The following is an 11,901-nucleotide window of genomic DNA, read 5'->3' as shown; positions in this document are numbered from 1 at the left end:
GGGCGAACGACACCCGCAGGCCGAACTGCGCCCCTCGACGACCGACGGCGATACTGGAGCCATGACAGACTCCCCGCCCCGCGTGCTCCGGCTCACCGCCGGACCGGACGTGACGGGGGAGTACGAGGAGAAACGCTCCAGGTTCGTGGCCGTGCTGAGACGGTGCGACGACGAGGAGGACGCCCGCGCCCTGATCGCCGAACTCCGGGCGGCGCACCCGTCGGCTCGCCACCACTGCAGTGGCTTCATCGTGGACGTTCCCGGGGCCAGCCGAATCGAGCGGTCAAGCGACGACGGTGAACCCTCCGGCACCGCCGGCACCCCCATGCTGGACGTGTTGCGGGGAAGTGGCCTCACCGGGGTGTGCGCGGTCGTGGTCCGGTGGTTCGGCGGCACCAAGCTGGGCACCGGCGGGCTGGCGCGGGCCTACTCGGCGGCGGTGTCCGAGGCGGTCGACGCCGCGTGGCGGGACGGTCGCGTGGCGGAGGTGACCCGCACCCCCGCGTGGACCGCCGAGGTCGACCATTCCGTGGCCGGTGGCCTTGAGGGGGCGCTGCGCTCCGCCGGGGCCCGGGTGATGGATGTCGACTACGGCCGGCGCGTGCGGTTGACCGTCGTCGGCGAACTGGACGTGGTCGGGCCGATCCTGGCCGCCCGCACCTCCGGCGGGGTCGAGTGGGAGACCGCAGGGGTGGCCACCACCGAGAACGCGGCAGTTCGCCGGGATATGGAATCCTGACTACATGAGCATGCAGCCCTACCAGCCGAACTCGATCGAGCAGCAGAAGCAGCAGGTCCGCAAGGATGCGCGCACCACCGCTATCGCTCTGGGCGTGACGGCCGTGTCGCTGCCGATCGCGCTGTTCGCGGCTGAGGCGATGATCGTCGTGGTGATCGTGGCCGCCATCGTGGCGATCTACAACGGCAACAAGGTCCGCAAGGCCATCTCCGGCAAGCCCGATCAGAAGCGCGAGCTGTACTGACGCCAGCCGAGCCCGGATCAACCGTGGCGGCGCACCACGTCGGACAGGTCGGCGCGCTCGGCCCGGAACGTGTTGGCAGGGTGGTCCGCGTCGGCGAAGCCGAATGCGATCCCACAGACGATGAGGCGGTCCTCGGGGATCTGCAGGTGCTCGCGGACCGCATCCGAGTACAAAGCGATCGCTGCCTGGGCGCATGTGGCGACGCCCAGCGACGTGGCGGCCGCCAGGAACGTCGACACGTAACCACCGCAGTCCACCGCCCCGTACGTGCCGAGGCCCGCGTCCGAGGTGATCACCGCGACGTGCGGGGCGCCGAAGAAGCGGTAGTTCTCCAGCATCTGACGCAGCCGGGCGTCCGTGTCCGACCGCTCGATGCCGAGCGCCGAGTAGAGCCCGAAGCCGCTCGCCCGGCGGCGGTCGCCATACACACCGTCATACCGCTCCGGGGCGGGAAAATCCGAGCGCATGTCGTTGGAGAGCACATGGTCGGTGAGATGCTTGCCGAACGCCGCCGTGGCCCGTCCCGTCACCAGCTCCACCTGCCAGGCCTGCGAGTTGCACCACGATGCGGTGCGCTGGGCCATGCGGAAGATCCGGTCGATCGTCTCCTCCGGGACCGGCTCGGAGGTGAATCCCCGGCAGCTGTAGCGGTCGTCGAGGAGTTGCTCCAGCGTGGCGGCGGCGTCGATCGTGGCGGCGGCGTCGGTCATGGGTCCTCCAGGTGGGCGGCGGGGCGCGAGGCGCGATGTGATCCCAGTCTCGCACGGGCCCCGGGCAGGCTTGGCAGGGGCTGTAACCGCCAGCGCTGCCACCGCCGCCCCGCCAGCCCCACCCGCACCCTCCATCATCCCGCCGGCCCCAATCCGCCGATCGGTCGGCGATCCACCAGGCGGGATCGCTCGGTGGATCGTCGTTCGATCTGCGGTTGTCGCGAAGGGCCGGTCATGCGCGACCGCGATATCCACAGGGGTCTTCCCCCTCCACAGGTGGCGTGCTCCGGGTGCTCAGGGGCGGCATGTCGAGCACGGCGCCCGGCCATTATCGGGCCGTGACTGACATGAGCGAACTGCGATCCCTCCTCCTGACGGCCTCTCGGTTGCGAGCCGACGGCATGACCTCTCAGCGGATGAGCCGGGCGGTCTCTTCAGGCGACCTGGTCCGTCTCAGACCGGGTTACCACGTGGACGGCGTAGCCCGCCGACATCGAAAAGAGGACCGGCACCTGCTGAACGTGTTGGCTGCGGATGCGGCGCTCGACTCCCCGGTGTTCTCGCACGCGTCCGCGGCTCTCATACACGGCTTGCCCTCGTGGGGACTGCCTCTGGGAAAGGTTGCGGTCTCGGCAGACCATCAGTGCTGGCGAACCCACACGACCCGGGCGATGAAGCATCATCTCGGCGCTCTCCGCGAGGACGAGGTGACCCGGGTTGATGGCCTGCGAGTCACTGCTCCCGCGCGTGCTGTAATGGATCTCGCGCGGACCGTTGGTCGGGATGCGGGTGTGGCCGTCGCGGATGCGGCACTCCACGGGGAACTGATCGACCCGGCCGCTCTGGACCGCGCGCTCGAGGAAGCGGCCGGGCGTTCGGGGATCAAGAGAGCCCGGGCGTCTATGGCGTTGACCGACGGCCGGAGCGAGAGCGTGGCCGAGACGCTCAGCCGCCTGACGCTGGCCGACTTCGGACTCCCGGCGCCGGAGACCCAGGCGGACATCATCGGCAGGCACGGCAACCGCATCGCCCGCGTGGACTTCCTGTGGCGCGAGTTCGAGGTGATAGGGGAGTGCGACGGGTTCGGCAAGCACTTCGACGGCGCGGACAGTGCAGAGGTGAGGCGCCGACTCGGCCGTGAGAAGGACCGGGATGCCGAGCTCCTCGCTCTCGGCTATCGGATCCTGCACTGGCGGTGGGCGGATCTCGAGCAGCCGCGCCTGCTGGCCGAGAAAGTCCGTCGGGTCCTTTATCCCGTCGCGGCCTGAGCCCCGGGGTCCGGTACCCGCCTGAAGAGTCTGCACCCGCCACGATGGTTCACGGGCGGGGTCGGTGATGCACCGATCGGATGACGATCCGCCGACGGAGCTCCCGCGGTGAATCGCACACAGGTCGGTGGATCGCACACGGATCGGTGGATTTCAAGCGCCCCTGGCGGCCACAGCTATCCTCGGCCCCATGAGTGTTCGGGTGGACGCGTGGACGTGGTCGGTGCGGTTGTTCCCGTCGCGGACCAAGGCGGCGGCCGCCTGCCGTGGCGGGCACATCAAGGTTAACGGCGAAGCGGTGCAGCCGTCGAAGCCCGTCGTTCCCGGCGACCGAGTGCAGATCACCGGCGCACTGGGGCGGGTCCGCATTCTCGAGGTGGTGACGACCATCAACAAGCGGGTCGGTGCCCCGGTGGCCGCGACCTGCTATGTCGACCACTCGCCCCCGCCGCCGCCCAAGGAGGTCCTGGCCTCCCAGCCGCGGCGGGAGCGGGGAGCCGGGCGGCCCACCAAGCGGGAGCGCCGCGAGACCGACCGACTGCTGGGCCGCGACTGAGGCCCCCACCGGTCAGCCGCCCCCGCCGGTCAGCCGCCCTCGCGGACGATCACCACGACCGCCGACTCACTCAGCAGCTCGCCGAGATCGACGCGGCCCGAGAGCGGCGTCCCGGCCGGGCGGACCGCCCAGGTCCCCTGCGGTAGCAGCACCACGGTCCCGGTGAACTCCTCGGCGGGCAGCACCGCGGTACGCCGCCGCGCGATCATGCCGACCGCCGGCCGTCCGTCGACTGACCGGGTGAACGCCACCACGTCCGAGGCGGCGGGCCCCTGCACGGGCAGCGGCACGTACGCCCCGCCGGTCAGGGCCTCCGGATGCGCCCGCCGCAACCGCAGCAGCTCGCGGACCAGCACGAATTTGGGGTGTCCCGCACGGGCGACGGCGCCGGAGCGCAGTGGCCCGTAGTCCACGAACCGGCGGTTGTCCGGGTCGACGAGGGAGTCCTCCCACACCTCCGTGCCCTGGTAGACGTCCGGGATGCCGGGGCCGAGCAACTGCACGGCCTTGGCGACCAGCGAGTTGTCGCGGCCGGCCGGGGCGATGCGCTCGACGAACGGCCCCAGCAGCCCGCCGCCGGAGTCGATCAGCGTGTCGATCCACCGGTGCACACCGGACTCGAAGTCGGCGTCCTGATCGGTCCAGGTGGTGTGCACGGCGGCCTCACGCAGGGCCTTGTCGGCGTAGTCGTGCAGGCGCGACCGCAGGTCGTCTGTGGGCCCGCCCAGCTCGGGCCAGACGCCCACGATCACCTGGAGGAGGAAGTAGCCCGCGTCCTCGGCGGGCGGCGGGAACTCGTCGAACACGCGCGTGACGAGGTCGGCCCACTCGTCGGGGAGCTGCGAGAGCACCGAGATCCGGGCGCGGACGTCCTCTCCGCGCTTGGTGTCGTGGGTGCTCAGCGCCGTCATCGCCAGCGGGGTGGAGCGGGCCCGTTCGGCCATGGCGAGGTGGAACGCCTCGACGGGCATCCCCATCCGGCCGGGCGAGCCGCCGACCTCGTTGAGCGAGACCAGTCGCGCGAGCCGGTAGAACAGCCGGTCCTCCTCGGCCTTGGCGGTGGCGGCGCCGGTGACCTGCGCGAGCCGGGTCGAGGCCTCGCCGCCGCGGGCCAGTGCTGCGGCCACGAGCCCCAGGGCGGGCACCAGTTCGGGCCGGTCGCGGCGCAGTCCCCCCAGGATCGTGGGCAGGGTGCCGCGCAGGACGGGGTAGTCGGCCCGGTAGAACGGCGTGCGCGCGACGACGGAGATCAGCGTCTCCCGGAGGGCGGCCTCGTCGACGTCGTCGCTCGCCGGGCCGTCCAGCCCGACCGCCACCTCGCGACGAACCGCGCGCGCCAACCTCGCGAGCTCGGGAGCCAGGTCCTCCACCACGATCTGCCGTTTGAGCTCGGCGGACTGCGCGTGCACCTGCTCCTCGTCACCAGGGTCGCCGGTGTAGCGCCGGGCGAGCTCGGACAGCCGGGCCTCGCCGGAGGCGTCGACGAGCAGCTGATCGATGAACCGCAGGGCGTCGTAGCCGGTGGTGCCGTCGACGGGCATGGCGGGTTCGAGGACCTCGGGTGGGGTCGATTCGGTACCGGGCGCGAGGATCTTCTCGACCAGCAGGACGCGGTCGTCGCCGGCGAGCGCCCGCAGCCGTCGCGCGTACCCGACCGGGTCGGCGAGCCCGTCGGGGTGGTCGACGCGGATGGCGTCGACGAGGTCCTCCTCGCACCAGCGCCGCACCTCGGCGTGTGTGGCCTCGAAGACCTCGGGGTCCTCCTGGCGCAGCCCGGCGAGCCCGGTGACGGTGAAGAACCGCCGGTAGCCCAGCAGCGGCTCGCGCCAGTGGACGAGCCGGTAGTGCTGGCGGTCGTGGACCTCCCGGGCGGTGCCGTCCCCGGTGCCGGGGGCCACCGGGAACCGGTGGTCGTAGAAGTGCAGCTCGGCCTCGCCGGAGGGGGAGTCTCCGGGGGCGACGACGACGAGGTCCGCCACATCGTCCGGTGTCCCCAGGACGGGGATCGCGATCCTGCCGTCGGCCCCGTTCGCCTCCTCGGTGTCGAAGTCGAAGAACGAGAAGTGCGGCGAGTCGGGGCCCCGCCTCAGCGAGTCCCACCACCACGGGTTGGCGGCCGGCTCGTCCACACCGAGGTGGTTCGGGACGATGTCCACCACCAGGCCCAGCTCGTGGGCCCGGCACGCCGCGCGAAGGGAGCGCAGTGCGTCGATCCCGCCGAGTTCGGCCGAGACGGTGGTGGGGTCGACGACGTCGTAGCCGTGGGTGGAGCCGGGAGTGGCGGTCATGACGGGCGAGAGGTACACCGCGCCCACGCCGAGGTCGGCCAGGTAGGGCACGAGCTCCTCGGCGTCGGCCAGGGTGAAGCCTCGGCCGTCGGGGTCCGAGGCGGGGGTGCGCAGCTGGAGGCGGTAGGTGCTCGCCAGCGCGGCGCCCCGGCTCGGCCCGGCCCCGGTCCCTGTCTCGTCCTCGGCGGCCATGCTCAGCTGACCTTGCGCAGCACGATCGTGCCGCGGTCGGCCACGGTGATGGTGCCGTCCGAGCTCAACTCGTCCGCGCGCTCCTCGAGATGGTCGGCGGTGTCCAGGACGACCTCCCACTTCTCGGCGTAGTCGGCGCCGAGGAGGGAGAACTCGATGGGCTCGTGGTGGGCGTTGAACAGCATGAGGAACGAGTCGTCGACGATCCGCTGACCGCGTACGTCCGGCTCGTGGATCCCCTCGCCGTTGAGGTACACGGCCATGGACTTGCCGAACCCGGAATCCCAGTCCTTGCTGGTCATCTCCGAGCCCTCCGGGGTGAACCACCCGATGTCCTGCGGTTCCTCCTCGCCACGCAGCGGGGAGCCGAAGAACCGGCGGCGACGGAACACGGGGTGGTCCTTGCGCAGCTGGACCAGGTTCCGGGTGAACTCCAGGAGGTCCTGCTTCTCCTCGTCGAGGTCCCAGTCCATCCAGGAGATCTCGTTGTCCTGGCAGTAGACGTTGTTGTTGCCGCCCTGGGTGCGGGCGATCTCGTCGCCGTGGGCGATCATCGGCGTGCCCTGCGACAGGATCAACGTGGTGAGGAGGTTGCGCCGCTGGCGGTGGCGCAGCTGGATGATCTCGGGGTCGTCGGTGGGGCCCTCGACCCCGCAGTTCCAGGAGCGGTTGTGGCTCTCGCCGTCGTTGCCGTCCTCACCGTTGGCGTCGTTGTGCTTCTCGTTGTAGCTCACCAGGTCGTTGAGCGTGAACCCGTCGTGGGCGGTGACGAAGTTGATCGACGCGTTGGGACGACGACCGGTGTGCTCGTACAGGTCCGAGGACCCGGTCAGTCGCGAGGCGAACTCGCCCAGGGTCGCGGGCTCGCCGCGCCAGAAGTCGCGCACCGTGTCGCGGAACTGGCCGTTCCACTCGGTCCACAGCGGTGGGAAGTTGCCCACCTGGTAGCCGCCCTCGCCGACGTCCCAGGGTTCGGCGATGAGCTTGACCTGGCTGACGATGGGGTCCTGCTGAACGAGGTCGAAGAACGAGGACAGCCGGTCGACGTCGTGCAGGCCGCGGGCCAGGGCGGAGGCGAGGTCGAAGCGGAAACCGTCGACGTGCATGTCGAGGATCCAGTAGCGCAGCGAGTCCATGATGAGCTGCAGGGAGTGCGGGTGCCGGACGTTGAGCGTGTTCCCGGTGCCCGTGTAGTCCATGTAGTGCTGCTCGTCGCCCTCGACCAGCCGGTAGTAGGCCTGGTTGTCGATACCGCGGAAGCCGATGGTGGGGCCCATGTGGTTGCCCTCGGCGGTGTGGTTGTAGACCACGTCGAGGATCACCTCGATATCGGCTTCGTGGAAGGCCTTGACCATGGCCTTGAACTCGCTGACCGCGTCGCCGGGCCGGTCGGAGAACGCGTACTCGTTGTGGGGCGCCAGGAACCCGAAGCTGTTGTAGCCCCAGTAGTTGCGCAGGCCCATGTCGATGAGTCGTTGGTCCTGCATGAACTGGTGCACCGGCATGAGCTCGATCGCGGTGACGCCCAGGTCGGTGAGGTAGTCGATGATCGCCGGGTGGGCCATCCCCGCGTAGGTGCCGCGCATCTCGGCGGGGATGTCCGGGTGCGTCGCGGTCATGCCCTTGACGTGCGCCTCGTAGATCACCGTGTTGTGGTACTCGTGCCCGGGGGCGCGGTCGTTGCCCCAGTCGAAGTACGGGTTGATCACGACGGTGGTCATGGTGTGCCCGAGGGAGTCGTCGGTGTTGCGCTCGTCCGGGTTGTCGAGGTCGTAACTGTGCAAACTCGGGTCCCCGTCGAAGGAGCCGTCGAAGGCCTTGCCGTACGGGTCCATGAGCAGCTTGGACGCGTCACACCGCAGCCCGTCGGAGGGTTCGTACGGACCGTGGACCCGGAACCCGTACCGCTGACCGGGCGTCACGCCGAACAGGTAGCAGTGCCAGATGTGGTAGTCGACCTCGACGAGCTCGATACGCTGTTCGCCGCCGTCGTCGTCGATCAGGCAGAGCTCCACGCGCTCGGCGACCTCTGAGAACAGGGAGAAGTTCGTGCCGGTGCCGTCGTAGGTGGCCCCGAGCGGGTAGGGGGTACCGGGCCAGGCTCGGATGAGCTCCGGGGCGGACTGCGTCTCGTCGTCTTGGGTCACCCGACCCAGGGTAGTGCCTGAGGGCCGTCCGGACGTGGCCGTGCAGGCGGAGGCGGGTCACAGGCTGTCCCCATCACCACCAGCCCATCACCACCGCCAGCCCATCACCACCAGCCGGTCGCGGGTCCCAGCTGACGCGCCAGCTCCCCGGAGGCGGACCGGACCCACGAACCCGAGAGGTGGTGGGAGTCGTGGTACACGATCACGTTGCCCACCACGGCGGGGCAGTCCTCGGGGTCGCACAGGCCGTCGGTGAGGTCGAGAAGTCGCACCGAGTCGAGGCCCGCGGCAGCGATCGCGGCGGGGTTGATGGGGGAGATGGAGCGCTCCCGCGGCATGCCGCACTCTTCCGGGGTGCCGCCGGCGCCGAGGCAGTCGCTGGCGCGGATGGGTCCGCGTCCCTGGTTGAGCCACGGGGTGTCGCGGATGGCGATGACGCCGATGCCCTGCTCGCCGAGCGCGCGCCACAGGTCGACGTACTGGCGCGGCGTGACGTCGGGGCCCACGACCCCGACCGGGCGGGTGGCCGTGGTGAACACGAAGTCGGGATCCAGTCCGACGAGGGCGGCGAGTGCCTCCGGGGTCCACTCCGCGCAGCTCTCGTACAGCGGTTCGTCGCCGTCGGAGACCGAGGCGTCGAGCGTGAGGGGGCAGCCCATCTTGAGGACGGTGACCACCCGGAAGCCGTAATGCCGGCCGACCTCGTCGAGGCCGCTGATCCAGTGTTCGGCGTGCGACCCGCCCGTGAGCGCGATGGTGCGGGGGGAGGTGACGTCGCCGTACACGCACATCTCGACCTCCGTCGACTCGAAGGTCGAGATGCAGCCGTCCATGGTGCTGGCGGGGAGGTCGTTGCCGACCTGGAGCAGGGAGGGTACGTAGGGGGCGTCGTCGGGTGCGGGGACGCCCTCGAAGAACGCCCGCGCTCCGGGGTGGCCCGGGTCGGTGAGGGAGTCGACGTACGGGACGGACGAACGGGAGCCGGAGGTGGCGCTCCACCAGCCGACGGTCCCCAGGCTGGCGACGACGGCGACGACGACGACGACGCTCGCCCCCACGAATCGCTTCTGCTCACGGGCCGAACGGGCCGGGCCGCCCCGCTGCCGGTCGCGTGCCGCCGCCGCCGGGGTGGTGCGTCCCCGCGCCCGGCTGGCCATGCGGAGCGGGCGCTCGACGTACTTCTCGGTGAGGAGCGCCAGCACGAGCGAGACGACGATGATGGTCAGGCCGGAGACCAGCGTGATCTCGGCTTCGCGGTCGTGGGACAGCCACAGGATGAGCAGCGGCCAGTGCCACAGGTACAGCGAGTAGGAGATGTCGCCGAGCCGCCGGAACACCCGTCCGGACAGGAGCCAGGTGACGGGGTCCTTGGCCGGGGTGGCGCGCTGCCCGACCGGGAGGTTGCCGCCGAGGATGATGAGCAGGGCGCCGCCGATGGGGTACCAGGCGAGCGGGCCGGGGAAGTGGGCGGCGCCGTCGAAGAAGAAGCCGGTGCTCACCACCAGGAAGAGTCCGGCGACGGTGGTGAGTAGCCGCAGGGGCCACGGCAGGACGATTCCGGCCAGCAGGATGGCCACCAGGCCGCCGATGAGCAGTTCCCACATGCGGGCGCCGGTGTCGTAGTAGTTCCACGCCTGGTTGTCGGCCTGTCCGAGGACGGCCCACCACACCGAGGCGGCGGTGCCCGCGGCGACGATGCCCACGAGAAGCCATTTCGGAGTGCCCCTGCGGACGATCAGGCGCCAGAGGGCGGTCCCGCCCAGGATCACCGCCAGGGCGACCACATAGAACTGGCCCTGCACGGACATGGACCACAGGTGCTGCAGCGGGGAGATGGTCGCGTCGGCGGCGGCGTAGTCGGACGCGGTCAGCGCCAGTTCCCAGTTCTGGTAGTACAGCAGCGAGGCGACGGTCTGCTCGAAGATCGTCGACCATTGGGTGGGCGGCTTGACGAGCACCGTGCCCAGCACGGTGGCGGCGATCGTCACCACCAGCGCCGGGTACAGCCTGCGGACCAGCCGCTTCAGGTGGGGAAGCGGGGAGAGCGGCGTGCCGGGGTCGCCGGCGCCGCGCAGGAGCGAGCCGAGGAAGAAGAAGCCGGACAGGGTGAGGAAGACGTCCACGCCGCCGGAGACCCGGCCCATCCAGATGTGGAAGACCACCACCAGCGCGATCGCGAGCCCACGCAACCCGTCGATGTCGTGTCGGTAGGCCATCTTCCCGCGGCGCCGCCCAGCGGGCGCGGGAGGAGAGATGGTGGCCACTGGCGGGTACTTCCTGACGTGTCGTCCGGTGGGTCGGTGAGGGCCCGGCCCGGCGTCCGGGCACCGTGCCGTACACCGGCGGAGCCGGGTCCGATTACACCACAACGGGTCGGCACCACCGGCGTTGGTACAGTCCGTGCGCATGACCAGCCCGTCGTCGTCGACATCGTCGTCCCCGCCGTCGTCGACCACGGCCCCGCACCGCGGCGGTGCGGCCCGATTCGCGGCGTCGACGCTGCTCGGCGTGGTGGGCCCGTTCGTGGTCGCGCTGCTGCTGTGGATCGTCGCGGCGCCCCGGGCGGCGCTGTTGTCGGTGGGTGACGGCCGGGGGCTCCGGCTACCGGACTCGGGGGTGGACGGTGGCAGTCAGCTGCTCGTGTTCATCGTCCTGTCGGGGTTCGCGACCGTGTGTGCGGTCATGGTCCTGTGGCGGCGTCACCCGCACCTGCGGCGGCCGGATGGCGTCCCGGCGCTCGTGCTGCTGCCGGGTGTGGCCTGCGCGATCGCGGCTGCGGCCGCGACGCCTCTGGCAGACGTGGCCGCGGCGCCCCCGGATGACGTCCCCTACGGCGAGGTGGTCCGGCAGGCTCCGGCGGTCGGGAGTCTGTTCTTCGACCGCATGGTCTTCGGCACGTCCGGCCCGTCATGGGACTGGTTCCCGCCGGGTCTCGACTGGGTGGTGTTCGGGGTGATGATCGCGGCGTTCACGGTGGCGGTGCTGGCGTACCTCGGCGACCCCGAGGCACCCGTCAGCCCACCCCCGCCGGCGGCCGCAGCGTAGCGAACTGGTCGGTGATCCGGAGGCGCCGTTCGGCGAACGTGTACAGCGCCGCCGGCCGGCCGCCCGTAGGCCCGGGGGGAGCGCTGCGTCCGCACCGCACGAGCTCACCGCGGCGGGTCAGGACGCGCTGGAGGTTGGTCGGGTCCACCGGGTGGCCGAGGGCGGCGCCGTAGAGCTGCGCGAGGTGCGACAGCGTGAACTCCACGGGCGCCAGGGCGAACCCCAGGGTGGAATACGAGAGCTTGGCGGCGAGGCGGGCGCGGGCGCGGGCGACGATCTCGGCGTGGTCGTAGACGGTGTCGGGGAGACGGTCGACCCGGAACCAGGCGGTGTCGTCGGGGATGGCGGGATCCGCATCGCTGGGCAGGACACCGAGGAATCCGGAGGCGAACACGCGCCGGCCGGGTATGCGGGCGGGGTCCGAGAATTCCGCGACCGATTCCAGGTGGCTGAGCGAGCGTACGTCGACCTTCTCGGCGAGCTGCCGAGTGGCGGAGGCGGGGAGGTCCTCGTCGTCGCGGACCTCACCGCCGGGTAGCGCCCACCGGCCGGCGGCCGGCCCGAGCGAGTGCTGCCACAGCATCACGTGGAGCGCCGGTGCGGTGGAGCCGGGAGTCGGCCGGACCTGGGTCACCACGACGAGCACCTCGTGACCGGTGTTACACTGCATCATGTTTTCGATTGTAAGTCGAAAACGGGGCCGGTGGCGTAT

At 70.8% G+C, this 11,901-nt stretch carries 10 protein-coding genes; 5 read left to right on the top strand and 5 right to left on the bottom strand.

Annotation, left to right across the window (positions count from 1 at the left end; translation table 11 throughout):
* Positions 1–61: 61 nt before the first annotated feature.
* Together Q2K20_RS09770 and Q2K20_RS09765 are read left to right on the top strand one after the other, a co-directional pair.
* Positions 62–739 (top strand): IMPACT family protein, encoded by a 678-nt coding sequence (locus Q2K20_RS09770; RefSeq protein WP_269502608.1) that lies wholly within the window; start codon positions 62–64, stop codon positions 737–739.
* A gap of 4 nt (positions 740–743) precedes the next feature.
* On the top strand, positions 744–983 hold the full coding sequence (locus Q2K20_RS09765) for a hypothetical protein (RefSeq protein ID WP_119192931.1): 240 nt from the start codon (positions 744–746) through the stop codon (positions 981–983).
* Between the two features lie 17 nt (positions 984–1,000).
* On the opposite strand, the gene Q2K20_RS09760 is transcribed toward Q2K20_RS09765, so the two are convergent.
* Positions 1,001–1,693, bottom strand: coding sequence for a nitroreductase (locus tag Q2K20_RS09760; protein WP_096905627.1), 693 nt, complete (start codon positions 1,691–1,693; stop codon positions 1,001–1,003).
* Between the two features lie 791 nt (positions 1,694–2,484).
* On the opposite strand from Q2K20_RS09760, the gene Q2K20_RS09755 reads away from it, so the two are divergent.
* Together Q2K20_RS09755 and Q2K20_RS09750 are read left to right on the top strand one after the other, a co-directional pair.
* A complete protein-coding gene (locus tag Q2K20_RS09755) occupies positions 2,485–2,961 on the top strand; it encodes a hypothetical protein (RefSeq protein WP_269502611.1) in 477 nt (158 codons plus the stop codon).
* A gap of 190 nt (positions 2,962–3,151) precedes the next feature.
* A complete protein-coding gene (locus Q2K20_RS09750) occupies positions 3,152–3,517 on the top strand; it encodes an RNA-binding S4 domain-containing protein (RefSeq protein WP_120285930.1) in 366 nt (121 codons plus the stop codon).
* Between the two features lie 29 nt (positions 3,518–3,546).
* On the opposite strand, the gene treY is transcribed toward Q2K20_RS09750, so the two are convergent.
* From treY to Q2K20_RS09735, 3 genes are all read right to left on the bottom strand, one after another.
* Positions 3,547–5,997, bottom strand: a complete 2,451-nt coding sequence (treY, locus tag Q2K20_RS09745; protein ID WP_119192929.1) for a malto-oligosyltrehalose synthase — start codon at positions 5,995–5,997, stop codon at positions 3,547–3,549.
* Positions 5,998–5,999: 2 nt separating this feature from the next.
* On the bottom strand, positions 6,000–8,144 hold the full coding sequence (glgX, locus tag Q2K20_RS09740; RefSeq protein ID WP_096905624.1) for a glycogen debranching protein GlgX: 2,145 nt from the start codon (positions 8,142–8,144) through the stop codon (positions 6,000–6,002).
* 104 nt (positions 8,145–8,248) lie between these two features.
* Positions 8,249–10,408 (bottom strand): acyltransferase family protein, encoded by a 2,160-nt coding sequence (locus tag Q2K20_RS09735; protein ID WP_181694366.1) that lies wholly within the window; start codon positions 10,406–10,408, stop codon positions 8,249–8,251.
* 142 nt (positions 10,409–10,550) lie between these two features.
* Here Q2K20_RS09735 and Q2K20_RS09730 point away from each other — a divergent pair, with 142 nt between their 5' ends.
* Complete coding sequence (locus Q2K20_RS09730; protein WP_269502622.1) at positions 10,551–11,189, top strand: hypothetical protein; 639 nt, start codon at positions 10,551–10,553, stop codon at positions 11,187–11,189.
* Here Q2K20_RS09730 and Q2K20_RS09725 read toward each other — a convergent pair.
* Entirely contained in the window at positions 11,158–11,862 is a 705-nt protein-coding gene (locus Q2K20_RS09725; protein ID WP_269502623.1) for an NUDIX hydrolase, read from the bottom strand. The two genes, Q2K20_RS09730 and Q2K20_RS09725, sit on opposite strands and share 32 nt — an antisense overlap.
* Positions 11,863–11,901 lie beyond the last annotated feature (39 nt).

It is taken from the genome of Dietzia sp. IN118, assembly GCF_032905965.1.
In the GTDB taxonomy this organism is placed as follows: Bacteria; Actinomycetota; Actinomycetes; order Mycobacteriales; family Mycobacteriaceae; genus Dietzia; species Dietzia kunjamensis.
Note: the sequence above shows the minus strand (reverse complement) of the source record. Positions and strands in the feature narration are given on the sequence as shown.

Coding starts and splice junctions, on each gene's coding strand:
- Q2K20_RS09750 (WP_120285930.1), top strand. CDS start 3,152: ATGAGTGTTCGGGTGGACGCGTGGACGTGGTCGGTGCGGTTGTTCCCG.
- Q2K20_RS09770 (WP_269502608.1), top strand. CDS start 62: ATGACAGACTCCCCGCCCCGCGTGCTCCGGCTCACCGCCGGACCGGAC.
- Q2K20_RS09730 (WP_269502622.1), top strand. CDS start 10,551: ATGACCAGCCCGTCGTCGTCGACATCGTCGTCCCCGCCGTCGTCGACC.
- treY (WP_119192929.1), bottom strand. CDS start 5,997: ATGGCCGCCGAGGACGAGACAGGGACCGGGGCCGGGCCGAGCCGGGGC.
- Q2K20_RS09725 (WP_269502623.1), bottom strand. CDS start 11,862: ATGATGCAGTGTAACACCGGTCACGAGGTGCTCGTCGTGGTGACCCAG.
- Q2K20_RS09765 (WP_119192931.1), top strand. CDS start 744: ATGAGCATGCAGCCCTACCAGCCGAACTCGATCGAGCAGCAGAAGCAG.
- Q2K20_RS09760 (WP_096905627.1), bottom strand. CDS start 1,693: ATGACCGACGCCGCCGCCACGATCGACGCCGCCGCCACGCTGGAGCAA.